The organism is Arcticibacter tournemirensis, from assembly GCF_006716645.1.
In the GTDB taxonomy this organism is placed as follows: domain Bacteria; phylum Bacteroidota; class Bacteroidia; order Sphingobacteriales; family Sphingobacteriaceae; genus Arcticibacter; species Arcticibacter tournemirensis.
In genome coordinates, this window is sequence record NZ_VFPL01000001.1 from 2,771,340 (window position 1) to 2,797,428 (window position 26,089).

The window sequence follows — 26,089 nt, forward strand, 5'->3', positions numbered from 1 at the left end:
AACTATTTTTTACATTAAGAATATTTCCATAAAAGAGCTGGATGAAACGTTGGGGCAAATAGATTTTATTTTCGAAGCAGCCGGTGTACCTCAGCTCGGTTTTGATCTTATTTATTCTCTGGGAATAAACGGTATATATGTAATGACCGGCATACTAGGAGAAGGAAAGCCTGCTTGTATACCGGGATCTGAAACGATGAGCCAGATGGTGGTTTTGAAAAACCAGGTCATTGTAGGGAGTATCAATGCGAGCCGCCAACATTTTGAGATGGAAATAAGAGATCTTGAAAGCGCAAAAACAGATGGGGCAATTGAATCAATGAACTTATTACCACCCGTATACAGCTTCTTTAAGTTCGGCGGACCAACGCTTGGCGGCAGCAAATGATATTCTATTTTGTGATGATTTACTTGGACAAGTTTCTTCTTACCATCTGGCGGACCCCATTTTATATCAACTTTTTCGGTTTCATCATCAGGCTCTATCGTGACGCTTTCCCAAACGAATTGATTAGATAAGCTATCTAATACCGTAATAATTAATTGAAGAAGATATCCCCTCACAACCAGTTGTCCGCTTATAGTCGTTATTGGTTAAGTTAAATTGTCACGAAGGTTAACAAATTATTCTCGGATGCAATAATGTTTGGAAACCGGTAGCTAAGTACTGCTATTTTACATTTCAGCAGAAAACCGATTAGATGTTCACTGCCTTGATCTGCTGGTGGTTTGATCGCATAAAGTGGTTAACCCGACCTTAGATATTGGCTGCGCCGTTACCACTCGTTTTGGTAAATAAGAGGGATTAAAGCAAGGATACATGCTCGTTACAAATGGTGTGGCTCTCACCATCCGTTGATGGCCTTTATTCCGGAACTGAAAATGGTACCCTGCAACTGGATGCGCATTGCTAATTCTATCAGCAGCAGTGTTTTTAAGTTCTTCTGGAGCAGACACTTGAGTTGGTAAGTTAGGATGGTTATGATAAAGGAAGGCTACTCTTCTGACCGCAAGTTATCAAGCCATTGGCTATCAATATTGATCAAGGTAAATGGCAGTCCGTAATTGCTCGACGCTCGTTGTGAGAATATGAAAATTCTGGAGAAGAATTCGCTTTTCAGATTATAGCCGGCAACCTTATCGAAGTTAAAAGCCTTCCATTGAGAGACAAGTGCAACCGGGACTTTAAATTCGAGACGATAAGGGACTTCACCCGAATTGTACCTATAATCGTGAATCTCCAAAGTCCATTTGGTAGGATCATCGGAAAAATAGCGTAGTCTTGCTTCCAGGTTATTTCTACCTGATTGTTGGGTAAAGAAATCGGTAATATTTCCTTGTCTTGTGAACATAAACAACAGATCACCGGTTTCAAGGAGGCCCACGACAAAGCTGTTTATTACCCTTTCAAATTCCGTCAAAATTTCCCCCACGATTTCATCCATTTGCAAAAAATCGTGTAAGCCACTGTATGTAGAATCATCCCGGGCATCAGGTCGCTTATCTTTTAGAAACTCATATAAGGCATTTAAAATATCTCTTGGCATTGACCGTATGTAACTATTATCAATAGCATGAAATAGATCACAAGTTGAATCGTCAAGAAACCAACGCATCGAAAGCAGGGGGATTTTATTGTTCGCTGCAAACTCAAAAGCCGGTTTGCTAAATTCCTCTACAGATGCAACCCCCACTTGATAGAAGTATCGTTTGCGGTTAGCAATGGCATAACTTGCCCTGCGGTTTTTCTGCCTTTGTGCTATCGTTAAATCTGTAACGATTTCAAACTCATTAATGTCGTAACGTAGCCCCAATACATTTCTGACAACATTCAGACCGATAGTTTTATCGTAGCTTTTGCACTCAAATAATAGTCTGGATGGATAGGAAAAAGGCATCTGTATGGGCGGTTCCATAAGAACATCTGCGTCATGAGCCGCACCTTTGCCATTAATAAAGAAAAGCCCAGTCCCTCGTTGAGCAAATACATAATGACCATCCGCTTTAACTGATGTGAATCCGCAATTGATCATTAAGCTCCTAACTATATATTCTAGTAATGTACCCTTAAGTTGCCCAGCTGTCATATAGTCCAAGTTATTCTTTGAAGGTACCAAATTTTGAATTGATGTTATAAATATCAAATCATTCCTTGCTTTGTTGATCTGAGCGTAAGTGTTCTTTCAGCTTTACAAGGACTTTTAAAAACTTTTCAGGCACTTTCGGCATCACAAAAAACCGACTCACGTTGAATCGGCCTTTTTTAAATAATGCTATACGTGCTTGTTGAAATTTTCAATCCTTCCAATAATCGTTCGGCTGTTCACTTCTATAACTCTGCCGCACCTTTCGCAGCGGCCGTACTTGTTTAACTCAACATGAACCGATATAGGAATAAGATTGCCGTACCGGTCACAACGGTTGAAGCCGTCGTCCTTCTCGAAATTCCCGCATACGCAGTAAGGATAATCCGAATATTCATGATACACCATAGGCTCCGGCGGGTCGATTTTGATGAATTCTCCCGCGTTTGGGCTTTTAGCTTCAGGAGGTTTACGATTCCTTTTCATGACGAGTTTCGTTTTCTGGTTTAAACAATAGTGCAACCGCCAGTTTAAATTTAGGGCTGTTACTTTCCCAATCAGCGTATTTTATAATGCAGTCGATAACGTATAGAGTCGTATAAGTGAAGAACAACTGGTCGGAAAATACGCGGCTGCTGCGTATCATATTTGAACGGTGTCGTTTCAGCAGATCAGCCGTTTCACGAGATAAGCGGAACCACTGATTGAACGACATTAAACCAAAATTCCACTCTTTACGGATGGTGTCTTGATCAATTTCGAGCTTGTGATTCCAGGCATCTATAAAGTCTAATAGGGGAGGTACTTCCTGAGGGAACAGATCGTGCAGCAATTTTGCTTTTTCTGAATTTATGAGGTTCTTTAGATCTTTCATCTTGTTACTGATTTATGTGCGGGCAGCGCGAAGACCGCCCGCGGTTAATTAATTAAGGGCTGTTACTCCGTGCCTGGCGAACTCTTCACACAGATTAAAGGCTGTCTGGCTGCGCTGTAGGCCTGAGCCGAACATGATGGATTTCAATTTGCTTTCTTCGTCCCTGAAAGCCTTGACATTTTGAAAATACCCGGTTATCGAATTATAAGCGCCGAACAACGTTCCTTTCGTGGTGGCCTCCTGCTGGCTCTCACTAGTAAAGGAATAATCCAGAATGGAGCTAACCACATTGTTAAAGACCGTTGATAGCTGATCTTCTTTCCCAGTCTGCAGGTTTTGCAGGACTTCTTTTGAAGGTGCCATAGCTAACTGGATCAGGCGTTTCACAGCACTATCAGTAATGCGGATTCTTGACCAGTGATTAAATAGTTCTTCCAGCTCTCCGGCTAACTGCTTGCTGATTCCTAATAATTTATGCGCCTGTTTTAATTTGTCATGCGCACTGGCAGTATGGCGTATTTTAATGGTGTTAGCTGCGCCCTGTAGGGCAGCATTTAAAGTATTGTTGCAAACAATTCTGATAGGGGTAAATGCTGCCGTGATGCTGCCGAACCCGTCATGGGACGTAGTTAAAAATAGATACTGCTCGATCAGATCATTCCTGCCGACCCGAATATAATCCGGTAGCTTCGCAGTAATAAAGATGCGCTCTCCTTTGTTATGTAAAGCTTTACATAACAAAGGTTATGGAAAGTAATAGATTATGTAAATTGGATTGCATTGTTGTGCTGATAACGGCATTTTTCAGCAATCCTACTTTACATTATTTAGCCTAAAAGTTCTTTAACCAGTCCAATAGGCTCTCGTTGTTTACCCATATTGGGACTTCCTTGTCAACGACATTAACATAGGCCTTTTCTATCGCCTCCCGTTTCTGTTTGGAATCCACTCTCGCATACACTTCGGTTGTGGTAACCGATATATGCCCAAGAATATCACGTATGTAGACAAGGTTGACACCAGCCTGTAAAAGGTGCATTGCTTTTGAATGGCGAAGCGAGTGGCAACTGATTTTTTCGGGGATTAGCAACTTATTGCTATCTCTGGCCATCGTTGCATACTTGTGCAAGATATGGGTAATGCCCGCCCGTGTTAGTTTTTCCCTTCGGGTATTGTAGAACAGTGGATAAGTCCCTGCATGGGTTTCCAATAATCGGTTTTTTGCCATGTAGTTTCTTAAGTGGACTACCTCTGCATCCATGAGCGGAACAATACGGGCTTTATTGCCCTTTCCTATAAGCTTGATGGTACAGGGCTTGTCCAACCTTATATCTTCAGGGGTCAGGTCTATGATTTCCTGTACACGTGCGCCCGTATCATACATCAATGCAAGCAAGGCCAGATCCCGTATTCCCTGCCTTGTAGTCAGGTCGGGCTGGCTCAATAAAAGCCGAATTCCCTCAACGCTCAGATAGTTGATGGTGCCACGCTGGGCTTTTTTTACTTTTATCGAAAGTATGTTGCGGCATTCTTCCAGTTGCTCTGGCCACTCATATTGCACAAACTTGAAAAAGGTATGCAACGCCGCCAACCTAACGTTACGGGTGGAAACACTACATTTCCGTACCTGCTCCAGATGGTTGAGGAAGTCAACGATACAAGCCTTGGTCAGATCACTGAACGCCAACTTTTGCGGCTTTATGCCCTTATATTCTTCCATAAAGGTAATAAGCAGGATGAATGTTATCCTGTATGATGCTATCGTATTGTTGCTCATCCCTCGTTCGGCAGGGAGATATTTGGTCAGAAAGTCCGCAAGGCTCTTGGGAAAGTCTACTGATTTAATGGCTTGCTTCATCATGGATATCGGGGAACAGAAAAGGACAAACATTATTGACTTTGGTTATGATGGATGGGTACATGTCGGCGGTAAGTCGCACATATCCGTCCGTGCTGGCGATGGATTTATGGCCAAGATAAGTTGAAAGTACAGGTAGTGAATAATAAAGATCGATACCATCCTCCGCCATTTTTGCCAACGAATGCACACTAAAGGTATGCCTCAAATCATGCACATGTGGGCCTTGACGTCTACCACGGTGTGGGATGCCAGCCTTATACAACACTTTTTTGAACCAAGAATAGGCACGTCCATTATCGCAGCAGTCTCCGTTCGGCTGTACGAAAAGCAGGTCTGTTTTTCGTGCCATGGGAAAGTTATCCCTGCAATCCATATATTGCCTAACCACATTGGCTACGGTATCGGAGATGGGAACCATCCTGTCCGTTCCGTTCTTTGTGTCCCGAAGTACAAAGTACCGTTCTTCAAGATGTACATCCCCACAGGATAGGGACAAAGCTTCGCCTATGCGCAGCCCAGTGCCATATAATACCCTGAACAATGCGGGAAGCACCAAGACCATTGAGTTATAACAGGTGCTATGGGCGCTCAACTGGTCTGTTGCCTCAAATATGGCAGCCATTTCCTCTTTGGTGTAGATATAAGGTGTATGGGTTGATGGCTTGATTTTCGGCAGGACTGGCAAATAAGATGGGTAGTTCAGTTTGTTCAGGTAATCACCGAACTGGCGCATGGCATGGATACGGTTGTACCATGTTTTGTCCGATTCGTTTGGCCGTCTGATGCACCACTCCTCACAAAGTTCCCTACTGATACCGATAGCTGTTTCTTCCCGTTCATAGACCAATTGGTCGAATTGCATAAAAGCATATTCGACGGTCATATATTTATAACCCAGATGCCTTTTCAACGCTACAAACTCCTCGATTAAGGGCTTGTATATACTATAGTAATTGATTGCACTCATGATACAAACACTCCTTTCTGCTGATAGAAGGCCGGAGCAACCATTGGCACATCAAGGGCGCACTGTTTAAGCTGTTGCGTATCGACACGTAGGTAAAGCATGGTCGAAGCGGTACGGCTATGCCCCAATGCTTCTGATATTACGGGGAGCGGTGTTTTATTTTCAAGCAATCGGGCGGCAAAGCTGTGCCGCAGGGCGTGCGCTCCCTTATGCCTGTTCTTAAGAACGATGCCCGAACGGCGTATATGGACACCGATTTTTCCAGTAACATCATCAGGCGTTATCGGCTTGAACGGATAGATGTGCTGGACAAAGCAATATGGTTCATTGGATACTGGACGGGCATATTTTAGGTAATCGATAATGGCATTTCCTACCTCGGGCAAGAGTGGAAGAACGATTTCTTTTTGGGTTTTGAACTGTACGATCTCAATGATGCCCTTGTCCCAGTTGATGTTCTCGAACTTTAGCCGTGCAATGTCAGATACCCGCAGACCAAGTTTTGCCGCCAGCAACACCAGGGCATAATCCCTTTTCCCTGATGGGTTGCCTCGGTCTATCTTTTCAATGATGCAGGCAATATCTTCGGCAGAAAAAAACGAGGGCAGCTTTGGCTGTGATTTGTAATTCGTCCGCTGTATCACATCAGAATAATCTTTATTGTGGATTTTTTCCGTGTAGAGATAGGTTAAGAAACTTTTGAGAACGCCCAATTTGGAATGGTTCGTGGCAAGAGTTGTCGGGTCAAGGCTTTTCATGAACGATACCAGATATACCTCATTTATATCGACTATGCTTTTTACTTCTTTGCTACTCAAAAAAGTAAGAAAGCCATGCAGTGCGTTCAGATGATGATTTTGGGTAGATTTTGACAACGCAAAAGTTGCCGCTTTGTAGCTGATAAAATCCTGCATGGCAACACCTATTTCACCTGTCAACAGTTTTGGTGGGGTTCGTCTTAATGGCGCAGTCCCGAAAAACACTTGCCCAGTAGACTGGAAAACATAAAGTGCATCCACCTTGTTAACCAAATGCCGTTGCATGCGGTCTAGGGAAGCATAATCATACTCGCCCAGCTTTGACTTAATAAACTGGTCGCCAACGGACTTATCGTAATACATTATCCCTTCCGCTGCCATAAACCGCTTTAGGGGCTTCCATATCTGCCAATATCCTCGGAGAGTATACCTGCCCCGTTGTATGGTACGGAGATGTTTTTCAAACTCATTTAAAAGTTCGTCGATGGTTTGGTTTTCTTTCATAATCACATTATTTATCGTTAGGCATTATTGCCGCCAACAAAATAATGTAAAGTAGAAATGAAGTTAAACCGCTGAATTTTAGAAGTTCATAGGCTTTTATAGTATGACTTTACATAATCTATTACTTTCCATAACCTTTACCTAAAGCGCCTGCTGTCTCGTATAGAATTCCCTCTTTACCGCCTACAATGGAATCAAAAAAATCGAAAGCGTTTACATTCTGAACGACCTCGTAATCATTGCCCACTACGCCTAATACCTCGTCGTTGTCGGCTCTCACGGTTGCAAAATAGTTAGGCACTTCAATATCCGGGATCGCCTCCCAGTTGTTTGAAGCAAGGTTGTTGCCGTCGATCGTGAATAACGGCCGCTTTTCGACCATATAATCAAGCCCGGCGAATTTTATTGCTTCGGCGCTGGTAGGGTAATTCTCTATGACGGTTCCTAAACCGTGCCAAGCTTTTTCTTTCACGCTGAAAAAACTGTGTATTCCAGTGCGCTGATTGTAATTAATATTGTGTGCCATGTTTAAATATTTTTAAATTCATTACTGCTTTAAGAGAAAAAGCGCCCGCATTTGTGCGGGTGCTGTAACCATTCACGGTATGACTATGCCTGCTTCGATTTCGGCAAGGCGGTTTACACACATGTGATTAACGAACTGCGCTACCGCCTGAATGATGACTGGATTTTTCGTGCTGAATTTATTCCGGTTATCGTCCTCAATCGTGAGCTGACAACCCTGATAGTAATTGCTGTCGGTCTCTTCGGCATCCTCCTTTTGGGCAATCTCGAAGCTTTCAAGGCTGTTTATAGTGGCTAGCAGCCGGTCGCGCTGTACCTTTCTGCGGTGCAGCTCCTCCACGAGTTTGAGAGTGTTTTCAAGATTGGGGACTGCTTTCATCTCTTCTTTCAGCTCCTTTTTTGTCGGTTCTTGCTTCGTCTCCGGAGTAGCCAGTTCTGCCGGAGTGCTTGCGGGAATGGCGGCATCTGCAATTGTTTCCGGTGCTTCAGGTTCTGCCTCCTTCTTATCGAAGCCTGTATTTACAGGCAATCCGTTTACTGTTGCCTCTGCGATCTTCCCCGGTGTATCGTTTCCTATAGTGGTGTTGATTTTTCCGTTTCCCTTGCTGCTGTTGATGACCGTCGTTTTCATGATTTTAAATTTTAATGTTATTGGATTATTGATTTTTTGCCCGTTGGGAGTATGCGGTGAACTGCGCTGTTCTACCGGTTGCGGTTTGGCGCTCAGTGGCGGGCTTCTGCCGTTCATTATTTTCATAGTGCTTGCTATTAGAAAGTCAGTCGGCAGGGCCTCCTGGCTTTTTGTTAAGCACCGCACTTTATACCATCCCGGAGCAAGTCAAGGCTTTGCGAAAAAAAATACCTCGTGAGCGGAGCGAGCAGGGAAGATTTTTTTTCAGCAAACCCGAAGGGCTGGCCTTGACTGCTCCGGGATTGTGTAGAGATTTGCTCAGCAAAAAAGCCTCCATGAAACTATTGATCGCGCGTGCTAAAACACTTTTCAAAGATTGCGAGTGGCAGATTGCGTTGCTGACGGCAAAGTCGGCCTAAACGTGGAGCTATGAAACTGTTATATGAAGAGCAAATGAACTGCTGGAATGACGTTTTTTTTAATTTTACCAAAAAGATTATGAAAGTACTGGTCACAGGTTCAGCGGGTAAACTCGGTTCAGCAGTCATGCAAAGGTTAAGGTCGGCTGGCTTGACAGCTATTGGAGCCGATCTTATCGAAAGTCCTTATACCGATGTCATTTTGGACATCAAAGACAAGGCCGGGGTACTCAACGTATGTAGGCAGATCAACGCCGTTATCCATACTGCTGCTATCCACGGCAAACATTATGATCTTGATTATCCAAGAGAGGCATTTGTCGATACCAATATCTGTGGAACGCTGAACTTATTGAATGCCTCCGTTCAGCACCGAATCCAGCATTTTCTTTACATCAGTACTACGTCAGTCTATGGTACTGCCATGGTTGATCCCCTGCAAGCGGTTTGGGTAGATGAGTCACTTACTGAACAGCCCCGCGACATTTATGACATTACTAAACAAGCGGCGGAACAACTGTGCAAAGACTTTTTTTATAAGGAGGGTTTGCATACATCGGTTTATCGGGTAGGCCGGTTTCTGCCGGAAGATCCCAATGTGGAAGCCAACCATCGTCTCTACAGAGGACTTGATGAACGAGACGGGGCCGAAGCGTTGTATCTGGGGTTAAGCCACCATTTTGAAAGGTTTGAAATTTTCAATATTTCCAGCAGCAGTCCGTTTACAAAGGATGATTTAATCGGGCTTAAGAAAAATCCATCAGAAGCAATTATCAAACTTTATCCGCAAGCTGCCGAAATTTACAAGATTAACGGATGGTCATTTCCTGAAAGCATTGACCGCCTTTACGTCACTGATAAAGCCCGAGAATTATTAGGATACTCACCAAAGTATACGTTTGATTATTTATTAAAGAAGTCGGCGTCTTCTGATATCCTTCGCGTTTAGTTTACTTACGCAATGACAGGTAATTTAGCTTAAGTTTAAAATCAGAGGCATATAGTTTAAGATCGCACACCGCAGTTATGATTATAGTGGTTGATGTCAACTTATCCTTACTTCACCTTCGGGTATACTGACTCTCCTCCATCCTGAGCCGGCCAGCTTAAAGTCCCTTTATCTATATCCAAATGAAGTATGGTCACAGCTCCACTTATTGGCTCTGTAATGCGGAGGGTAGTATCCTGAGCCTGCAGTTCTGCAACGAAGGTTTTACCCGGGCCATAATGGTTCCATACGCCCGCAACTTTATTAGAAGGGCGTTGAGGGTCACTTTTTTTGGCAGATGACCAGACCGCAATCTTAGCTACATCAAATTTTCCATCTTCCAGAGCCCGCACTTCTAAGGTATCCTTGAAGTAGTCAAATTCATTCTCGCCTTGTTGGGCATATTTTCCGATAATCCGTTCCGAGATTTCTTCTTTGTCCGGACCCGAAGAACAAGCGGATGTTATTAAGGATAGAGCGATAGAGGCCGTGCTCATTAATTTAATTGTTTTCATAGTTCAAGTGATTAATGATACCGGGTAAAAATACGTAATTTCTAAATTACGTACCATAGGAAAAGCTACTTGTTTGTTCTATGTCAACTTGTTAGCTTTTTGTTTCCGCCCTGGTTAGGAAGCTCTATAAACATGTAAAGCACGGGTGTGTCCCGTGCTTTACGAGAAAACAGCAGGGCTTTATTTCGCCTTGTTTTTAATCTCCGTTACATCTTTGCGAATCTCGGATGCAAGGGTTTTGATTGCCTGTAAGCCGTTGCGCAGGCGTGTTCCAGCGGTCTTATTCTTATGTGAATATTAACATAACAACAATAATGTAAACAATATGATTATGTAAAGAATCTGTTTTTTCAAGGTTCTATAAATATAAACAAGGGGTGCCTGGCTATGCTTGGCACCCTTTTTCTATATGGGGCTTTACATAATTATTTGATTTAGCTTTAGGGTTTACCATTATAAATCAAGTTATTATGAACAAAAAGATTAAAGAAATCTCAGAAGTCATAGAGGCATATCTTGCTGAATTGATTGACAGAGATTATTACAGGGGAACCATTAAAGACTATACAAGGGGTTGTCGAGCGATCCAGAAATGGTGGGATAAAAACGACCTCAAAGAGTTTAATGAGGAAAATGCAGCAAGGTTTTGTGATGAAGTTATAGGTACAAGGTATCTGACTCCCACCTTAACATCGGAGCAAAAAAAGAGGCTCCGGGTTGTCAGAATGCTTCTATCAGTATACCACAATGAAGATTTTGAGAATTATACTCCTCCGGTTGAAAAAAACCTTAAAACGGAACTCGGGGAAGTTTTCAGCAAATACATTGAATGGTGCACATTAAGTTTAAAATTAGCTCCAAACACATTGGATACCCATAAGCGGGTAGCTTTTAAGTACGATACATTTTTAAATGAAAAAGGTCTTCATTTCGAGAAAGTGTCTACCTCAAATTTTGAAGATTTTATTGCGTGCCAATCAAAATCCAATCGAATGAGGTTTAAGGCAGTTCTGCGCAATATTTATAGGTTCCTGCACAATTCCGAAATCACAAAAGGTGATCTGTCAACACTAATCCTCAAAGAGCCACACATACACCAAGGTTCTAAACTACCAACAACTTATACCGAAGAGGAGATTAAAAAGCTGCTTCTATCAGTAGACAGAAGCACAGCTGGCGGGAAAAGAGATTATCTCATCCTACTCTTGGCCGCAGAATACGGAATGAGGGCTTCTGATATCAGGAGTCTGAGCCTTAAGCATATTGATTGGGAAACAAATACAATATCATTTAACCAGCAGAAAACTGATATACCAATATCATACCCCCTTATACCATCTGTTGGCAATGCAATTATTGATTATCTAAAACACGGCAGGCCTCCAGAGGGTGATGCCGTGATCATCGTACGGCACGACAGCAAAAGAAAAGGTGCTCAGCTTACATCCAGTGGTATCTATTCAATTGTAGAGTCCGCTTTTAGAGCGACCAACATTGTTAATTGGAAAGAAAAAAAGCATGGCCCACATTCCTTGCGGCACAGCTTTGCTTCGAATCTTCTGAAACGTGGCACCGGTTACTACGTTATAAGTATGGCTATGGGCCATTCTTGTTCAGAAACGACCAAAGCTTACCTGCAAATTGATTTTGAACGCTTGCGAAAATGTAGCTTACCAATCCCGGATCTACATAGTTTATATTACAACAATATCGGAAAGGAGGTCAGAAATGAGCAGGCCTATCTTTAATTCAGTTTTTGCCAACCACATTTCTACCTTTTTGGATTTCAGAGAGAAGGGTGGTGTAAAATATATGTACCCGGACTTTTTTCATCTCAAACAACTTGATGCTTTTTTTCTCCAAGAAGAAATTACTGATATATCATTCTCTAAAGACCAGGCAATCAAATGGAAACAGCGATCAGAAGACGAATCCGTGAATGCACAGTATGATAGAATCAATTCTACAAAGAGATTCTTTGAATACCTTTTTATACAGGGGTTTCCGGTGGTTCAGCTAAAAGACATCAAGCACCCTAAGTCCAAATTCGCACCCCATATTTATACCGATGAAGAAATTGATAAATACTTCAGGGCATTGGATACTTACGAGTCGGGTAAAGATCGTAAGCATAAAATTCAGTTACCCGTCCTGTTCAGGATCATGTTATGCTGCGGCACCAGAATAACGGAAACTATCAAGATTATTAAGAAAGATGTCGACCTGGAACTGGGTATTTTAAGGCTATCGGAAACGAAAAATGCCAAACAGCGGTACGTAGTCATGTCCGACAGCTTGTTGAGCCTTATGCAATCTTTTGCTGATAAAACATTCTACGCCTTATCAGATAATGACTACATCTTTACATCTGTTCGGCAGAGATATCTATCAGCATCAGCAGTTAGCGGAATACACCATAAAATCTTACAGCATGCAGGTATACCGAACAGAGGAAGTGGGCGGTACGGTAAACGTGTACACGACTGGCGCCATACCTTTGCAGTGAGAGCCTTTAAGCAAATGATCGATTCAGGAGCAGATATGTATGTTGCTCTTCCGATTTTGTCGGTCTATTTGGGACACAATAACATCTATTCTACCGAACGCTATTTACGTTTGACGACTAGTATGTATCCCTATCTTAAAGAGAAGTTTGAAAAGAATCTTGACGAAATATTTGAAAGATAACCGCTATGAAAAAAACCGATTTTGCCAGTGCTGTCCACCGTTATTTCCGCGATTATCTGATTAATGATCGTGGTTGTTCAGAACGAACGATAGAAACCTACAGATATGCATTTATCCAATTTATTGATTTTATGGAAAATACCTTTCGGATAAGTCCCGAAAGAATTGAACTTAGACATATTGACCATAAACATATTCAAGCCTTTCTTACCTGGCTGGAATGCGAGAGAAAAGTCTCAATTGCAACACGGAATCAACGGCTTGCTGCGTTTAAAGGCTTCGCTGCCTTTTTGAAATACGATTATCCCGAATGTATTGAGACGGCCATACAAATCCACAACATTAAATTGAAAAAATCTCAGCCAAAAGAGATATCCTACCTTAAGCCCGAAGGCATAAAGCTGCTATTGTCGCAAATCAAAACAACTTCGCAAGCTGGCAGACGAGACTTTACAATGTTTACATTACTTTATGCTACCGGGGTAAGAGTCAGTGAATTAATTGAAATAAAAGGACGGGATGTTTCAATAAGCGCACCAAAACACATAGCTATATATGGAAAAGGCGGCAAGATAAGGCATGTACCGATAATAAAGCACCTATCATCTGTTCTTGAAAAGCATTTAGACGAAAATCATTCTATGCTACCTCAAAACCTTGACAGATATGTTTTTGTGAACCATTCAAGCGAAAAGTTTACCAGACAAGGCATAAATCACCTCTTGTCCAAGTATGCAAATATGGCGCGGAAAATCGACCCCACACTTGTGCCAAAAGATTGTAGCCCGCATAAAATACGGCATTCCATGGCAATGGCCATGGTCGAAAACGAAACCGATCTAATTATAATTAGGGACTTTTTGGGCCATTCCAGCGTACAAACAACTGAAATATACGCCAAGCTATCTGCTTCACGCCGAATGAAAGTGATTGAGGCGGCGAGTAAAGAAATAGTGCCGACAGAGGACGCACTTTGGGTGAGAAATACTTCGCTTAAAGACTGGTTAAAATATATGACGAACCCAAAAGTTATGTAAAGAACTCGTTTTAGTAGAGGGTGTCCGAAATAGCCAGACACCCTCTTATTATGTTTATGGTACCGCGAAAGAGCAGTTACTTTACATAATCATATTGTTTACATTATTGTTCCCTTTTTGATAAAAAGCCTCTGCGTCTTTCTCAATTGAACTGACGAGTTCTTTTACTTTTTGAAATTTTTCCATGATATTGTTTATTTAAATTATTTTTTCCCTGGATTAGCGTGTAATACTTCGATTACTTTTCAGCGCCAATTTATTAAAAAAGCTGTATTAAAGTTTCATGCCCTGGTTTTCAGTGACTTCTTTGTCTTTTTCTTTATCCAGCTTCCGGTCAAAGACGTTTGTCTTTTCCAGCGATGGATCTTTAATAAACTGTTCCCTCTTCTCCGGTTTTCCGTTCTCCTGGTAAAAGTTTACCTGACTATACCGGGGAACGGCCTCAATAAAAAGTTTGGTTTCCTGACCTTCTTTCACCGTTGTAATCAACGGACGGTTCCCATTCCGCAGTGACTCTTCCAGTTTCTGACGCTTTGCAGGGTCTTCCAGTTCCTTGATATTGAATTTATCCAATGTTTTGGAAAGATCAAACCCATAGGAAGGATCATGAAACTGCCTGGTCTGGTAATTCTGAAAACGATCTTTAGGCTTATCAAAGTCCAATGCCACCCATGCTTTATAAGGAATTCCGCCAACATTGAGTAAGTCGTCCCGGTAAACAGCACGTCCCTGGATCAGGTTGGCCGCCTGATCTGCGGTAAATCCTTTGCCTTTCTCTACGTATACGGTCTGGGCCACAGCCGGAGTATAAAAGGCTTTCTGGAAATCTTTGGCCACGAAATTTACCTTGTCGTTTTCTATTGTTGCCAGTGTGGTCCTGTGAGCGGGGTCTTTGCCCGAAGCCAGTTCAGAGTTGCCCTTCTGACCTTTGAAATAATCAATTGCTTCATTCGGGTTGTCGAATTTCCGGAATACCGGCTTACCCTGGTCGCCCGGAGAAATAACCAGATACTTCTGTCCTTCTTCCAGCGGATTCTTATTCAGCTTTACGTCGTACTTGTTAAAGAAATAGTAGTCAGACTGGCCTGACTGCTTAAAATGCAAAGTGAAATCTACCTGTTCCCCTTTGCTTCCGGGAAGCTGAGTCCGAAGCTGAAATTCGGAGAGGTTCTTTTCCATGTTCTTTTGCATTTCATCTGCAAGCTTCTTGTCGAAACGGAGCTCCCTGAGTTCGTCCCGAAGGTTTTCAAGATTGTTTTTGTTCATCACATTATCTGTTTTACTGGTGTACTTAGAAAATTCGAGCGGTGGCGGAGGAATTTTTGCTTCCTGCTCACGCTTAATACGGTCAATCATGACATCGATCGGCGTCCAGGAATATTCTTCGGGTGACAATACATAGAACTCGAGAATTTGAGCCACATCCTTCTCCTTACAACATTCCAGTTCCCCCACACATGAAATAGGGCGATCCAAATTGTAAATAACATTGGTGTAGCCTTCTTCCCGTTTACGGACCAGATACTCTATGAGTGTGTCGGCTATATGCGGACTTTCAAGATAATCTTCCATTGCCATCGGTTGTTTTGTAAGTTGATTCCGGTTTTAGCGAAGTTTGTTGTTTCGCAGCAGAACTGGCTGGCCCGCTTTCAGTTTTACCTTTACTTTCCTCAGCTGCTTGCTGAACATGTTTTTTGCAGCATCAATTCCGGCACCGGCCACCTGTGTGGCAATGGATTGATCAATGCCATACATGCCCACACTCCGGATTGCGTCGTCCGCTCCGCTGCTGGCCGCATCTCCAAGCACGGCTTCGGGTGCATTGATCCCAGCCATACCATCTAAACTATATACAGAGAGGTCTACCGGAATGATGGACATACCAAGCCTGATGTTCCGGACGTCGAGCAAAAGACGCTGATTGGTAATCCGGCAAATGCCGAAAATCTCGTGGCCTGCCGGGATAATAACACCTTCAAGATGAATGCTGTCCTGTAACTGCAGCCGGATGGTTGCTCCCTGGACCGCTTTCTGATCAGAAACGATCCTGGCCGGAACGGCACGAAACTGACTGTCCGCCGGAGCTTTCTTCTCTGCATCAGGACGTGCATTTTCAGGGGCCGGGTTTTGGATGGTGATGATCTTATCCAGCATCTCCGAAAGCTGCCGCATCTCCGGGTCTTCCTCTTTTTCCTCCTGTATGCTTTGCATCAACCTTTCCAGTCGGTCTACGTCGCCTTTCATGGACGGGGTTTGTGCCGCCGATGCAACTGTCACCGGATTCTGATCCTTTGACGGGACTACCTTGCGGTTCAGTTCCCTGTCTATCTGTGCCAGCTTTTCGTTTATTTCCTGTTCATTGGGATCTTCGGGTATTTTCCCGGCAATCGCCGGGACGCTAATCTTTTCCGCGTCTTCCATCTGTCCGAACTGCTTTTTCAATCCCGAGGAGTCCCGTTTTGTCAGTTCATACAGGCTAAGCTTATCGAGCGGATCTTCGTTTTTAAACTGAGCATCGGGCAGTGTCGTATTTATACCGCTGTCAGCATTACGATCTTCATCAGAGGTTGACTGCCTGCCACCTCCAAGTGCATAAAAGGCTAAAGCCAAAAAGGGTAAAACCAGTACCGGCAGCACCAGTAAAAGCTTTTGAGTATTCTTTTTTCTTGTATCCATGTTTTTGAATATTAATAAGTGATTGAACTGATCAACAGGTATAAATTATAGGCTGCAAACAGGAGACTAAGCAGCCCGAGTATCGCGATCCTGACTTTCGGCGGCAAACGCGCAACAGTCTTGTTCAGGCAGGAAGCAATCTTTCGTTCTGCCGAAATAATCCGGCCTGCAATAACAGCTGCCAGTCTCTCATTGCTCTCGGAGAGCAGGAGGGGGGGCTTTCTGAACGCTTTCATAACCCTTTATTTATTCTCGATAATTTCCCAGTTCTGGATCAAAAAGCCGTGCGGATTATTGTCGGTCTGGCTTTTCAGATCCCTCACCAGTCCCTGGGTAATCAGTTTCCGAATAGCCGTACTACTTGATCGGATCAATTTCTGCGTCGAAAAACAGGTAAAGCGGTAAGGATAATTATCTACGTCGAGCCGGATGCTGTCGATATCAATCTCCTGGGAGATGTTGGCAGCAATCAGGTTATTGTAGTAGCCGGATTCCCTGAGGTTATCGTACTGTTTCTTTGCTGATTCGTCAGCGAGGTACAGTGCCCTGGAAACTGTTGCCTGTATCGCTTTTTCATCCGGGCTGAGTGAAAAGAAATATTGATGAAAAGTCCGGATGTGGTCCCGCAGTTCTACCGGAAGGTTGCTTTTGCGGTCGGATGCCACAGCCTCGAGCACTTTGCCGTTATACAGGATAAAAACTTTATTCTGGGCCTGTTCAGTCAGCTGGTAACTCTTATACAAGCTGAAACAGACAATCAGCATATTAGCCAGAATGAGAAATAGACTGAACGTCCTGATGTGCCTGAAGGCCGTATCGATGTTTTTAAAATGGGTGAACATATTCTTACGCTTTTTATTGAGATTATACTACTTGCCCGAAAGCTTATCATGCTGATGCCGGGACCCGCCGGATTTATCTCCGAAGTAGTCAGAGCCGGAGCCGGAGAAGCTTCCTTGTACCTGCCTGGCCATATCGCCAAGGGAATCGGCTACCATTCCACCGCCCTTACTGACCTGGTTCATAGCAGAAGTGCTGCCGCTGATCACCAGTGTATTTATCCGTTGAAGCATCGTGTTGCCACCTCCCGCATGCACGATATAGTTCGCCACATTAGGAACTGAGAAATAGCCGACGATTCCTATGACCAGAAATATCATGTATGCCGTATCGGTGCTGCTGAAAAAGGTATCACCCTGCTCCTGGATCTGGCTCAGGTCTATGCGCAACATATTTTCCTGGATCTTTCCAATGATACTTCCGAAAATGTTGGCCACGGGTAACCATAAGAAAATATTGACATATCTGGCCAGCCATACCGTGAGCGTATGCTGAAAACCGTCGAACACGGCCAGGCCGAAGACAAGCGGTCCGAGGATTGCCAGAACAATGAGAAAGAAAGTACGCAGGGTATTGATACAAAGCGAGCTTGCCGCATACAACACTTCGAGCACCTGGCTGAGCCATTGCTTGATTGAATTACGAAAGTTGTAGCTTTGTTTATCCATCCAGAATTTAATGTCGTTGCCTATTCCTGCAAACAGTCCCTCATTCCGGGGATTGGGATCTTCCGGGTGAGTATATTTATACCACTCACTGCGGTCACCGCTTCCCGTTTCCCCGACATACATTTTCCAGGCACCCGACTTCTTTATCGCAGCTTCTTTCTGTTTCAGCAGGACCTGGATACTTTTATTCGAGTCTTTTACCATTGCAGAAGTTGCAGAAACCGTGGGCTGCAATACGCCGTTCATCAAAGCAATGACTGCCGGGAAAATGGCTATTGCCAAACCAAGAGCAAAGGGCCGCAGCAAGGGATAAAAATCGACTGGCTCCGCTGCGGCAATCTGTCGCCATACCCGGCTGGCGACATACCAGAGTGCGGCAAATCCGGCAATACTGCGTCCTACACCGATCAGGCGCGAACAAAGGGGCAGCATCTGCCCGTACACTTTATCCAGTTCGGCCTGCATACTGTTTATTTCGCCGGGAAGCCCCTGCGCGCTGCCGGCCAAAGGGAGAACAGCCAGTAGACCGATGCACAGGATGCTACCAATCCAAACGTTATTCTTACTCTTCTTCATGGCTGATAGATTTGTTTCAAACTTTGTACATCTGCCTTTTCCTTTTCCCGTTGCAGGTTCATCAGGCTGGCCTGCCGGTTAAAGTGCCTCAGGAAATTGAGCTTATCGCGCGTGTCTTCAAAGATCCGGTCGATGGCCTGAAGCCGCTCGTCATCACTCATGCGCAGCTGGGAAGAAGTTATGACTGTGGTCAGATCGTCCAGGTTCCGGAGGCTTTGGGTAGTCAACTGACTATAAACTTGATTCAGATACCGGATTTCATTTTCGTTGAAATTCCCCGAAGCGACGAATCTTTTATACGCGGTTTTGTATTCAGAAACAATATCCTTCTGATCTGTAATGATGTCCGCTATCCGGTGATACTTTTTAATTTCAGGGTTCACCAGGAGCAAGCCGTCGAGAAATACTTCGTGTAAAGAAAAATTTCCCTGAGCAATATTCTTTATTTTCGAGTACCCCTCGCTTACGATCTGGTAGCCCTTCTTCATGTCCTCCAGGATGTTTTTCAGCTGACTAAGCTTTTCGACGTTCAGCAGCAGTTGCTGGGCTTCGGTGGATTGGGCCTGACTACCGCTTGCTATCCCAAAAGCCAGGAGCAACAGCAAAAAGCAGCTTTTCATTCTTCCGCTAATCGTTTTCATAAAATCGTCCTAATTTTTTAAGTGATTCCTGTTCTGACCTTCTCTGATTGGTAAGCAGAAGTACTTCACCGGAAAAGTTCTGTACGAAGTCGGATTTATTCTTCATCGAATGATAGATATTGTCCAACCGTTTCAGCCGCTCATCGTCCTTCATTTCGGTTTTCCCTGCTGTGATCACCAGCAGCAGTTCATCCAGGCCGGAGGCACATTCTTTTAGTACAGTGCTGGACACATCGGTGATATATTCGATATTTTCCGGTGTCAGATTATCTTCTTTTTTGATCTCCTTCAGGGCGCCGCTCACCGCCAGTTGCATCTCAATGATTTCAGCGACCCTGGTGTTGTTGCGAATGACCGGGCTTACCGCTTTTAGAGAAGAAAAAAACGCGCTGTGCAGGCTAAACTCACCGTCCTGGATCGACTTTACGGTACTTATTCCCTCATCCGCTATTTCATAGCCTTTTTGGACATACCCGATATACATCTGCAATGCTGCAATCTGCTGAAGTAAGTATTTCTTCTGCGTCTTTTTCTGCTTAAAGAACTCATTCCAGATCTGCGCCTTGCCCGTTGTCAAAAAAGAGGTTAGGAGAGCAGTCAATATCGTGTAAGTGAGCAGGGCGCCAGCCCTTTTCCGCAGGCAGGCCGTCGCCCTGATAACAGGCTTATTGTTCGATTCCATAGAGCTCTCGTAAAACGGTTACTTCATCTGCCGACTGGGCCCTTTGAATGCTGAGCAGGCTATTCTCGGTATTGAACTTTTTGAGGTCCGTATAATTCTCATCGATCTGGGCTGCGGCTGTGTTGATGATTTCCAGCCGTTTCGCGTCAGTCATCTGCGTTTTGAAGCTGTTTACCACCAGCAGGATCTGATCGACATTTTTGATACTCGCATCCAGGATGCCCTTGTACACCGACTCCATGAAACTCAGTTCTTCCGGTGTAAAGTGTTTATCACGGGTAAAGAGGTTCCATGCCCAGCGGTATTCGTCCACAATAGCCACCTGCTTTTCAGTCAGGTCTTTGATCCTCCGGTAATAGGTGATTGCCGTTTTAATCTCCCACAATTCATTAAAATACTTCGAATAAAGTTCCCTTTGCCGTTCAGACCAATCCGCGATCTCGGCAAGTTTCAGCTTGGAGAGCTGGTTTTCCAGTACCTTTTGGGTGTTTTGAAGCCAGATCGTCTCATTTTGAAGGCGTTGAACTTTGAGGTCCACCGCCTTGATCACTTTCTTTACTCCGGCCTTAATGACTTCAGCTACCGCAATCTGTGCGCTTGCCTTGACTGGAAGTGCTACAAACAGCGTCATGGCGCTGACAGGTAGCATGACCATATACTTTTTCATACTGCTTATCAATTTCATAGTGAATTGTTTTTGTTAATTTTTCCTTAGTTCGGCTGCCAGGGCGGCAATGCCTTTTTCTATACTGTCATACTTTTCCGCGAATTCCCGCACGCGGATCTTTTCACTTTCCTCTGTGGTATAGCAGTAGGATAAGAACCCAGCGCCTTGCCACGTTTTACCGTGGTAGGTTTCCAAGAACTCTCCCCCGAACCGTACGTACCTGTCTCCAGGTATACGGCTCTCCATTAATTTATTCAGTCTAGCTTGCCTGCGTGTATCTTGTCGTGACATTTTGAACATACTGCTAAGGTTTTTCTATTTCTTGCGATCATCCTCTTTTCCCAATCCTGTTTTCCCTTCAGGTCTTTGACTTTGCGTACATGGTGCATTTCCAATTTCTCGGTTGCCCCACATTGTTCACATTTCTCAGTTTGCAACCTTGCAATAAGGCTGTTTCTTCCACCTGTTGTTGTAATAGTTTTGGGAACGTTGTCAACGTAAGCTCCACGAGCTACTTTTTGTCTCTTGAAACCTTCCTTGTAGAAGCGTCTAAGGAGTGTTTTTCCTTCCTTATTTTTGTAGGGGATTGTAAACACACCGTTGATGCATCTCTTGGTTTTTTCCTTACCTACGGATGTCTGGTATTTAAGCGCATAGGTCTTATACATACTATATTCCATGATGTAAGAAAAGGATTGGACGTAAGCACTGTTATTGGCAATTGAGTAGTAATTAGCGAATCCTCGTAACTCGGAATTTACTTGACTGATAATTTCTAGGTCGTCAAGATCTTTCATGTAGTAACGTGAACGTGGCTTCCATACTTCTTTACTTTTTTGCGTGACTAATTTCATCGCATTATAGCTTAGAAGCTTTTTCTGCATCACTTCAGTTGTTACATAGAGCACGATTTTATCGCCGAAACACCTTACTGGTCTTCCTAACTTGTCTCGCTTTTTGTCATTGGATTGACGAACAAAGATGTCGTATCCTAGAAATTTAGCAGGTTTCTTCGCATTAGTTATCAGTGTTTTTTCGTCCGAGAGTTCTAGCTTTAGTTTTTCATTAAGATAATTCCTAATGTCATCCTTTATTGCTTTACAATCTTCCTTAGTTCCAATGACACCAATTAAAAAGTCGTCCGCGTATCTCACGTACTTCATTCTCTTGTAGAGACTATCCATCTTATTATAAGCTGGATATTTACTTCGTTCCTGCACCAACTCCTTAAGCTTTACAATCATTTGCTTTTTAACATTTTCATCTTCTTCCTCTTTTAGTTTCATCGCTAAGCGGGCTCTTCTTTGTTCGTTTAATGCCCAAGGTCGGTTGTGCCTTTTTCTTTCCCCTTTGTTGAATTTGTCAATATATTCCTTGATGTATTTATCAAACTTGTCAAGGTATATGTTAGCAAGAAGAGGACTTATAATTCCTCCTTGAGGTGTACCACTATATGTTCTGTGGAATACCCAATCTTCAACATAACCCGCATTTAAGAACTTCCTGATTAATCGGATGAATCTATCGTCAGCAATACGTTCCTTTAAGATGTCTATCAATACTTCATGATTGATATTGTCAAAAAATCCCTTTATATCGCCCTCAATAAACCATCTAGTAGCAGTGAATGATTGTTGTACACCTAGTAAAGCTGTATGGCAACTTCTTTTGGGTCTGAACCCGTGAGAAGTATATTCAAAACTGCCTTCATATATGGCTTCCAATATCATTCTGATAACTTCCTGCACCAGTTTGTCATCAAATGAAGGTATTCCAAGTGGACGCTTTTTACCGTTCTTTTTTGGTATATAAGTCCTTTTGGAGGGGTTTGGCTGATACGTTTCATTTCTGAGCGTATCAATCAACCGTTCAATGCGAAGCATACTCATGCCGTCGATGGTTTTACCGTCAACTCCCGCTGTCATATTACCCACATTACTGTAGATGTTCTGGTATGCGGCATAGTACATTTCTTCATTGAACATAACCTTGTATAGCCTTTCGAATTTATAATCCGAGTTGCCGCTATGCTTGGCTAGACTGTTCAACACTTTTTCTGGATTTCTCATGTCTCTCACATTTTCCTTTAATCGTATTAAACTAAATTAACTGCCCCCCTTCGCCATGTACAAGGCTTTCCCTTGCTCGGACTACTACGGGGGCTCCGTTACCATATCGGATATTCAGAGGCAAATCCTCATAGCCACGCCAGTGGCATTCCGACTTAGGTAATCCCCATTTAGACATATAGTAACTATCTGGCGCGATAGATTGTCGGATGCGATTTTCGTCCTTTTCTGCTTGCTGCAGCTACGTTGTGGTTTGTTTATGCTATAACTACTACCTAACATTAGTATAGTACCACATATATGACGTTAGTAACTGTCTTCCGTCATAGCCTCGGAACCGGCCGTTTAGACTATCGTTCAATCAATCCAGATTTCATCCTCATATCTACCTTTTCAACTTGCCACTCAGTCGCAACACGACAATTAGTTGACTTGTGGCTTTTCCGACATGCTACACTCCCCGTTCAGTTTCCATTCCGGATAAGTCGGCTGTTGATAGGCGTTATAAACACTTGCCTAGTGGTTGCCAAACCACATTTACTATATGCCCTTATGGGCGCACGAGATATTCTTCCAATGAAAGTTCGTTCCGGTAAACCTTTATGGATTGGCCGCCCTGATCGATCATGACCTCCCGGTAGTTCCTGCCCGGTTCATTGGCCCGGTTTAAAGACAGTAGCAGCGTCTTTGCTTTATCCGGCATGCCCATTACCTGTTGCAGGCGCTCGAACTTACCGGCGAACTTGCGCATGTCCAGCAGAAGTTTGGTATCCGAAAGATTAATGACGGTTTCCCGTATGATTGGTGAACTGATCAGGTCATCCACCTCCTGGGTAATCAGGGCTGCTATTCCATTGAACTTCCGGACGGTCTTATAGAGGTATTTAATGAATTCAGCCATCCCGGACTTCGCAATTGCCACCCAGGCTTCATCAATGGCCAGCATTTTACGCAGACCTTTGAGCTTTCTCATTTTTGAGATAAAAAGCTCCATGATAATGATGGTGACTGCCGGGAAAAGGATTGGATGGTGTAGGCTAAGCGCCCGGCGCCTTACTCTATTACTAAAGCAGGTTTCCAAACACTCGCCTCCGAACCGTACGTACACGTTCCCGCGTATACGGCTCTCCACTAATAATCGCAGTTTAACTTCCATAATGAATCTTCTTGTGACATTCTCGGCATACTGCCATAGTTTTCCTCTTTCTTGTAATCATGCGCACTTTCCATTCTTCCATTCCTTTCGGAATGTCTTTCAGTTTGCGCACATGGTGCATTTCGAGAGTTGATGTTTCCCCGCATAGTTCACAAGTCAATGCATTCAGCCTGTCAATCAGGCTTGTCCGCATTCTGACTTGATAGTAATCGGGTAGTTTGTCGAAGAAGGCTTCTCTTGCTTCGGATTTTCTTTTAAAGCCGTTGTTGTAGAATGTGCGGTATCGGGTTTCACGTCTGCTATTGGTATAAGCGACGGTAAATACGCCATCCTTCATGTATTTCCTACAAATGTTGGGTACAGTTGTACGGTACTTTGCTGCGAAAGTCTTGTACATGCTGTACTCCATAATGTGTTTGAACCTGTTTACGGTAGCAGCATTAAGGCAAATCGAGTAGTAGTTATAAAAGCCAAGTATCTCGGAATTGTATTTACTAAGTATCTCAAGGTCATCGTTAAATACCAAGCCCATGCGCTCTTTCGGTTTCCATTGCTCTTTGCCATTGTGAAGCCGAATATCTAAGACCTCATAGGCAAGCAGTTTCTTCCTAATTGTGTCATGAGGAATCCTGATGACGATTTTCTTGTGTAACTGGCGTTTCATCTTCCCATTTACATCCCTTTTGGTCAGATCGGACTTGCGTACAGTGACATCAAATGAAAGGAATTTGGCAGGCTTCTCCGTATGGGTTATCAGCGTCTTTTCATCTGATAATACAAGCTGTAACTTATCATTCAGGAACTTAGTAATATCCTGTTTGATTTGCTTGCAATCAGCAAGACTGCCGATTACTCCGATGAGGAAGTCGTCTGCATATCTCACGTATTTGAGTTTTCTGTAGTCACTGTCCATTTCATCGCAGCTGGGAATCATGGCTCTTCTTCTATCAATCGCTTTAATGCGCTGTCCGATTAACTTTCTGTCGGCAACATCATCTTCGGCTCTGAGCATACTTAAAGCAAGTATCTTATCGTATTCACATTCAAGGCGTTCTCGGTTTGGTTTCCGACCATTTCCTTTATCAAAGTTTTGGATGTATTCCTTTACGTACTTATCCAGTTTATCCAGATAGATATTAGCCAATATGGGGCTGATAATGCCGCCCTGTGGCGTACCGCTGTATGTTCTGTGAAATACCCAATCTTCGACATACCCCGCATTTAGGAACTTTCGCATTAGCCTGATAAATCGGTCATCCGAGATGCGTTCTTGCAAGATGTTCAATAACACATCATGATTAATGTTGTCAAAGAACCCTTTAATATCGCCCTCGATGAACCATTTGGCTCCGTTGAAAGTCTTGCTGACTTGTAGCATTGCAGTATGGCAACTTCTTTGGGGTCTGAAACCGTGTGAAGTATGCTCAAAGCTTCCTTCATATATGGCTTCCAGAATCATTCTAATCACCTCCTGCACTAACTTGTCATCAAATGAGGGTATCCCTAAAGGGCGTTTTTTACCATTTTTCTTGGGTATGTACGTCCTTCGTGAGGGATGGGGCTGGTAGCTTTCATCCTTGATTGCACCAATTAGTTTTTCAATTCGGTCAAGGCTCATTTGGTCGATAGTCTGACCATCTGACCCCTGGGTCATATTACCTGGCTTTGCGTAGATATTTTCGTAAGCGATGTAATACATTTCCTCGTTGAATAGAATACGATAGAGCCTTTCGAACTTATAGTTTGAAAGTTTGCTATGCTCTGTTAAACTGTTTAATACCTTTTGCGGACTTCTCATAATGTCTCACACATTTTCCTTTATTAGCATTAAAAACTATTAGCTGCTTCCCTTCGCCATGTACAAGGTGTTACCTTGCTCGGACTACTACGGAAGCTCCGTTACCATATCAGATATTCAAGGGACTGCTCCCTATAGCCGCGCCAGCGGCATTCTGACTTAGGTAATCCACGTTTAGCGGCATAGTAACTATGGCTTTGCAGATTGTCGGATACGACTTCCACCCTTTATTGCATATTGCAATTGCGCTGTGATCTGTTCTTGCTCTCCCTTCTCAAAAACCAAAAGGAGAGTATCACAGTATGACGAGTTCAGTTGTCTTACGTCACAGTTACAACTCGGAGCCGCTTGGGTTATCATTCAATCAGTATGGATTTTATCCTCGTATCTGCTTTTCATCCTTCTATTCAGTCGCAACCTGACAACTGGTTGACTTATAGTTTTTGGTCGGCATGCTACACTCCC

28 protein-coding genes and 2 pseudogenes are annotated in these 26,089 nt (G+C 43.5%); 6 read left to right on the top strand and 24 right to left on the bottom strand.

All coding sequences use genetic code 11. The features are described from left to right. Positions 1-28 precede the first annotated feature (28 nt). Positions 29-388 carry an MDR/zinc-dependent alcohol dehydrogenase-like family protein gene (locus BDE36_RS11595; protein ID WP_262715156.1) on the top strand — a complete coding sequence of 120 codons (360 nt, stop codon included), beginning with the start codon at positions 29-31 and terminating at the stop codon, positions 386-388. A gap of 607 nt (positions 389-995) precedes the next feature. Here the strand turns inward: BDE36_RS11595 and BDE36_RS11600 are convergent. The 9 genes and pseudogenes from BDE36_RS11600 to BDE36_RS11640 all read right to left on the bottom strand — a co-directional run bounded on the left by BDE36_RS11600 (position 996) and on the right by BDE36_RS11640 (position 8,330). Further along, complete coding sequence (locus BDE36_RS11600; protein ID WP_141814974.1) at positions 996-2,087, bottom strand: hypothetical protein; 1,092 nt, start codon at positions 2,085-2,087, stop codon at positions 996-998. A 186-nt stretch (positions 2,088-2,273) separates the two neighbouring features. Then, entirely contained in the window at positions 2,274-2,570 is a 297-nt protein-coding gene (locus tag BDE36_RS11605) for a hypothetical protein (RefSeq protein WP_141814975.1), read from the bottom strand. Beyond that, the gene (locus BDE36_RS11610; RefSeq protein WP_141814976.1) at positions 2,554-2,958 is read right to left on the bottom strand and encodes a hypothetical protein; all 405 of its coding nucleotides are present in this window, start codon (positions 2,956-2,958) and stop codon (positions 2,554-2,556) included. The genes BDE36_RS11605 and BDE36_RS11610 overlap by 17 nt, the downstream gene beginning before the upstream one ends. A gap of 48 nt (positions 2,959-3,006) precedes the next feature. Continuing rightward, positions 3,007-3,699 carry a DUF932 domain-containing protein gene (locus BDE36_RS11615; RefSeq protein WP_141814977.1) on the bottom strand — a complete coding sequence of 231 codons (693 nt, stop codon included), beginning with the start codon at positions 3,697-3,699 and terminating at the stop codon, positions 3,007-3,009. Positions 3,700-3,790: 91 nt separating this feature from the next. Beyond that, the gene (locus tag BDE36_RS11620) at positions 3,791-4,819 is read right to left on the bottom strand and encodes a site-specific integrase (protein WP_202618190.1); all 1,029 of its coding nucleotides are present in this window, start codon (positions 4,817-4,819) and stop codon (positions 3,791-3,793) included. Then, positions 4,800-5,786, bottom strand: a complete 987-nt coding sequence (locus tag BDE36_RS11625) for a tyrosine-type recombinase/integrase (RefSeq protein WP_141814978.1) — start codon at positions 5,784-5,786, stop codon at positions 4,800-4,802. The genes BDE36_RS11620 and BDE36_RS11625 overlap by 20 nt, the downstream gene beginning before the upstream one ends. Beyond that, on the bottom strand, positions 5,783-7,048 hold the full coding sequence (locus tag BDE36_RS11630; RefSeq protein ID WP_141814979.1) for a tyrosine-type recombinase/integrase: 1,266 nt from the start codon (positions 7,046-7,048) through the stop codon (positions 5,783-5,785). Before BDE36_RS11630 ends, BDE36_RS11625 begins: the two co-directional genes overlap by 4 nt. Before the next feature lie 133 nt (positions 7,049-7,181). Continuing rightward, positions 7,182-7,574 (bottom strand): annotated as a pseudogene (locus BDE36_RS11635) (DUF932 domain-containing protein); the annotation flags it as partial. Positions 7,575-7,646: 72 nt separating this feature from the next. Next, positions 7,647-8,330 (bottom strand): hypothetical protein, encoded by a 684-nt coding sequence (locus BDE36_RS11640; RefSeq protein ID WP_235904410.1) that lies wholly within the window; start codon positions 8,328-8,330, stop codon positions 7,647-7,649. 5 nt (positions 8,331-8,335) lie between these two features. Here BDE36_RS11640 and BDE36_RS11645 point away from each other — a divergent pair, with 5 nt between their 5' ends. After that, entirely contained in the window at positions 8,336-8,623 is a 288-nt protein-coding gene (locus BDE36_RS11645; RefSeq protein ID WP_141814981.1) for a hypothetical protein, read from the top strand. A 10-nt stretch (positions 8,624-8,633) separates the two neighbouring features. Continuing rightward, positions 8,634-9,572 (top strand): NAD-dependent epimerase/dehydratase family protein, encoded by a 939-nt coding sequence (locus BDE36_RS11650; RefSeq protein ID WP_141814982.1) that lies wholly within the window; start codon positions 8,634-8,636, stop codon positions 9,570-9,572. A 107-nt stretch (positions 9,573-9,679) separates the two neighbouring features. On the opposite strand, the gene BDE36_RS11655 is transcribed toward BDE36_RS11650, so the two are convergent. After that, the gene (locus tag BDE36_RS11655) at positions 9,680-10,126 is read right to left on the bottom strand and encodes a hypothetical protein (RefSeq protein WP_141814983.1); all 447 of its coding nucleotides are present in this window, start codon (positions 10,124-10,126) and stop codon (positions 9,680-9,682) included. A 180-nt stretch (positions 10,127-10,306) separates the two neighbouring features. Beyond that, positions 10,307-10,408 (bottom strand): annotated as a pseudogene (locus tag BDE36_RS24175) (histone H1); the annotation flags it as partial. Positions 10,409-10,596: 188 nt separating this feature from the next. On the opposite strand from BDE36_RS24175, the gene BDE36_RS11665 reads away from it, so the two are divergent. Genes BDE36_RS11665 through BDE36_RS11675 form a run of 3 tightly spaced genes read left to right on the top strand, consistent with a single transcriptional unit; the run spans position 10,597 to position 13,851 of the window. After that, complete coding sequence (locus tag BDE36_RS11665; RefSeq protein ID WP_141814984.1) at positions 10,597-11,874, top strand: site-specific integrase; 1,278 nt, start codon at positions 10,597-10,599, stop codon at positions 11,872-11,874. Next, positions 11,855-12,814, top strand: a complete 960-nt coding sequence (locus tag BDE36_RS11670; protein WP_141814985.1) for a tyrosine-type recombinase/integrase — start codon at positions 11,855-11,857, stop codon at positions 12,812-12,814. Before BDE36_RS11665 ends, BDE36_RS11670 begins: the two co-directional genes overlap by 20 nt. Before the next feature lie 5 nt (positions 12,815-12,819). Continuing rightward, complete coding sequence (locus BDE36_RS11675) at positions 12,820-13,851, top strand: tyrosine-type recombinase/integrase (RefSeq protein WP_141814986.1); 1,032 nt, start codon at positions 12,820-12,822, stop codon at positions 13,849-13,851. Between the two features lie 81 nt (positions 13,852-13,932). On the opposite strand, the gene BDE36_RS24305 is transcribed toward BDE36_RS11675, so the two are convergent. The 13 genes from BDE36_RS24305 to BDE36_RS11745 form a co-directional block, all read right to left on the bottom strand. Next, positions 13,933-14,037 (bottom strand): hypothetical protein, encoded by a 105-nt coding sequence (locus BDE36_RS24305; RefSeq protein ID WP_317132927.1) that lies wholly within the window; start codon positions 14,035-14,037, stop codon positions 13,933-13,935. An 87-nt stretch (positions 14,038-14,124) separates the two neighbouring features. Continuing rightward, on the bottom strand, positions 14,125-15,423 hold the full coding sequence (locus BDE36_RS11685; RefSeq protein ID WP_141814987.1) for a hypothetical protein: 1,299 nt from the start codon (positions 15,421-15,423) through the stop codon (positions 14,125-14,127). 33 nt (positions 15,424-15,456) lie between these two features. Continuing rightward, positions 15,457-16,527, bottom strand: coding sequence for a conjugative transposon protein TraM (gene traM, locus BDE36_RS11690; protein WP_141814988.1), 1,071 nt, complete (start codon positions 16,525-16,527; stop codon positions 15,457-15,459). Positions 16,528-16,538: 11 nt separating this feature from the next. Beyond that, positions 16,539-16,763, bottom strand: a complete 225-nt coding sequence (locus BDE36_RS11695; protein ID WP_141814989.1) for a TraL conjugative transposon family protein — start codon at positions 16,761-16,763, stop codon at positions 16,539-16,541. Positions 16,764-16,769: 6 nt separating this feature from the next. Beyond that, positions 16,770-17,369 (bottom strand): conjugative transposon protein TraK, encoded by a 600-nt coding sequence (gene traK, locus BDE36_RS11700; RefSeq protein ID WP_141814990.1) that lies wholly within the window; start codon positions 17,367-17,369, stop codon positions 16,770-16,772. A gap of 27 nt (positions 17,370-17,396) precedes the next feature. After that, entirely contained in the window at positions 17,397-18,611 is a 1,215-nt protein-coding gene (traJ, locus tag BDE36_RS11705) for a conjugative transposon protein TraJ (protein ID WP_141814991.1), read from the bottom strand. Beyond that, positions 18,608-19,231, bottom strand: a complete 624-nt coding sequence (locus BDE36_RS11710; RefSeq protein WP_141816572.1) for a TerB family tellurite resistance protein — start codon at positions 19,229-19,231, stop codon at positions 18,608-18,610. The genes traJ and BDE36_RS11710 overlap by 4 nt, the downstream gene beginning before the upstream one ends. 7 nt (positions 19,232-19,238) lie before the next feature. Further along, positions 19,239-19,934, bottom strand: coding sequence for a hypothetical protein (locus tag BDE36_RS11715; protein ID WP_141814992.1), 696 nt, complete (start codon positions 19,932-19,934; stop codon positions 19,239-19,241). Next, positions 19,918-20,619 carry a conjugal transfer protein TraI gene (locus BDE36_RS11720; protein ID WP_141814993.1) on the bottom strand — a complete coding sequence of 234 codons (702 nt, stop codon included), beginning with the start codon at positions 20,617-20,619 and terminating at the stop codon, positions 19,918-19,920. Before BDE36_RS11720 ends, BDE36_RS11715 begins: the two co-directional genes overlap by 17 nt. A 15-nt stretch (positions 20,620-20,634) precedes the next feature. Further along, positions 20,635-20,847, bottom strand: a complete 213-nt coding sequence (locus BDE36_RS23900) for a TraG/VirB4 family ATPase (protein ID WP_170205921.1) — start codon at positions 20,845-20,847, stop codon at positions 20,635-20,637. An 8-nt stretch (positions 20,848-20,855) separates the two neighbouring features. After that, entirely contained in the window at positions 20,856-22,670 is a 1,815-nt protein-coding gene (gene ltrA / locus BDE36_RS11730; protein ID WP_141814994.1) for a group II intron reverse transcriptase/maturase, read from the bottom strand. A 550-nt stretch (positions 22,671-23,220) separates the two neighbouring features. Beyond that, on the bottom strand, positions 23,221-23,826 hold the full coding sequence (locus BDE36_RS11740) for a TraG/VirB4 family ATPase (protein WP_317132928.1): 606 nt from the start codon (positions 23,824-23,826) through the stop codon (positions 23,221-23,223). Further along, the gene (locus BDE36_RS11745) at positions 23,816-25,624 is read right to left on the bottom strand and encodes a reverse transcriptase/maturase family protein (protein WP_141814995.1); all 1,809 of its coding nucleotides are present in this window, start codon (positions 25,622-25,624) and stop codon (positions 23,816-23,818) included. Before BDE36_RS11745 ends, BDE36_RS11740 begins: the two co-directional genes overlap by 11 nt. Between the last annotated feature and the right edge of the window lie 465 nt (positions 25,625-26,089).

Bases quoted from the DNA above. Each gene is read 5' to 3' on its own strand.
- BDE36_RS11600 (WP_141814974.1), bottom strand. From the start codon at position 2,087: ATGACAGCTGGGCAACTTAAGGGTACATTACTAGAATATATAGTTAGG.
- BDE36_RS11605 (WP_141814975.1), bottom strand. From the start codon at position 2,570: ATGAAAAGGAATCGTAAACCTCCTGAAGCTAAAAGCCCAAACGCGGGA.
- BDE36_RS11610 (WP_141814976.1), bottom strand. From the start codon at position 2,958: ATGAAAGATCTAAAGAACCTCATAAATTCAGAAAAAGCAAAATTGCTG.
- BDE36_RS11620 (WP_202618190.1), bottom strand. From the start codon at position 4,819: ATGATGAAGCAAGCCATTAAATCAGTAGACTTTCCCAAGAGCCTTGCG.
- BDE36_RS11625 (WP_141814978.1), bottom strand. From the start codon at position 5,786: ATGAGTGCAATCAATTACTATAGTATATACAAGCCCTTAATCGAGGAG.
- BDE36_RS11630 (WP_141814979.1), bottom strand. From the start codon at position 7,048: ATGAAAGAAAACCAAACCATCGACGAACTTTTAAATGAGTTTGAAAAA.
- BDE36_RS11640 (WP_235904410.1), bottom strand. From the start codon at position 8,330: ATGAAAATAATGAACGGCAGAAGCCCGCCACTGAGCGCCAAACCGCAA.
- BDE36_RS11650 (WP_141814982.1), top strand. From the start codon at position 8,634: ATGAAACTGTTATATGAAGAGCAAATGAACTGCTGGAATGACGTTTTT.
- BDE36_RS11655 (WP_141814983.1), bottom strand. From the start codon at position 10,126: ATGAAAACAATTAAATTAATGAGCACGGCCTCTATCGCTCTATCCTTA.
- BDE36_RS11665 (WP_141814984.1), top strand. From the start codon at position 10,597: ATGAACAAAAAGATTAAAGAAATCTCAGAAGTCATAGAGGCATATCTT.
- BDE36_RS11670 (WP_141814985.1), top strand. From the start codon at position 11,855: ATGAGCAGGCCTATCTTTAATTCAGTTTTTGCCAACCACATTTCTACC.
- BDE36_RS11675 (WP_141814986.1), top strand. From the start codon at position 12,820: ATGAAAAAAACCGATTTTGCCAGTGCTGTCCACCGTTATTTCCGCGAT.
- BDE36_RS24305 (WP_317132927.1), bottom strand. From the start codon at position 14,037: ATGGAAAAATTTCAAAAAGTAAAAGAACTCGTCAGTTCAATTGAGAAA.
- BDE36_RS11685 (WP_141814987.1), bottom strand. From the start codon at position 15,423: ATGGAAGATTATCTTGAAAGTCCGCATATAGCCGACACACTCATAGAG.
- traM (WP_141814988.1), bottom strand. From the start codon at position 16,527: ATGGATACAAGAAAAAAGAATACTCAAAAGCTTTTACTGGTGCTGCCG.
- BDE36_RS11695 (WP_141814989.1), bottom strand. From the start codon at position 16,763: ATGAAAGCGTTCAGAAAGCCCCCCCTCCTGCTCTCCGAGAGCAATGAG.
- traK (WP_141814990.1), bottom strand. From the start codon at position 17,369: ATGTTCACCCATTTTAAAAACATCGATACGGCCTTCAGGCACATCAGG.
- traJ (WP_141814991.1), bottom strand. From the start codon at position 18,611: ATGAAGAAGAGTAAGAATAACGTTTGGATTGGTAGCATCCTGTGCATC.
- BDE36_RS11710 (WP_141816572.1), bottom strand. From the start codon at position 19,231: ATGAAAAGCTGCTTTTTGCTGTTGCTCCTGGCTTTTGGGATAGCAAGC.
- BDE36_RS11715 (WP_141814992.1), bottom strand. From the start codon at position 19,934: ATGGAATCGAACAATAAGCCTGTTATCAGGGCGACGGCCTGCCTGCGG.
- BDE36_RS11720 (WP_141814993.1), bottom strand. From the start codon at position 20,619: ATGAAATTGATAAGCAGTATGAAAAAGTATATGGTCATGCTACCTGTC.
- BDE36_RS23900 (WP_170205921.1), bottom strand. From the start codon at position 20,847: ATGGAGAGCCGTATACCTGGAGACAGGTACGTACGGTTCGGGGGAGAG.
- ltrA (WP_141814994.1), bottom strand. From the start codon at position 22,670: ATGAGAAATCCAGAAAAAGTGTTGAACAGTCTAGCCAAGCATAGCGGC.
- BDE36_RS11740 (WP_317132928.1), bottom strand. From the start codon at position 23,826: ATGGAAGTTAAACTGCGATTATTAGTGGAGAGCCGTATACGCGGGAAC.
- BDE36_RS11745 (WP_141814995.1), bottom strand. From the start codon at position 25,624: ATGAGAAGTCCGCAAAAGGTATTAAACAGTTTAACAGAGCATAGCAAA.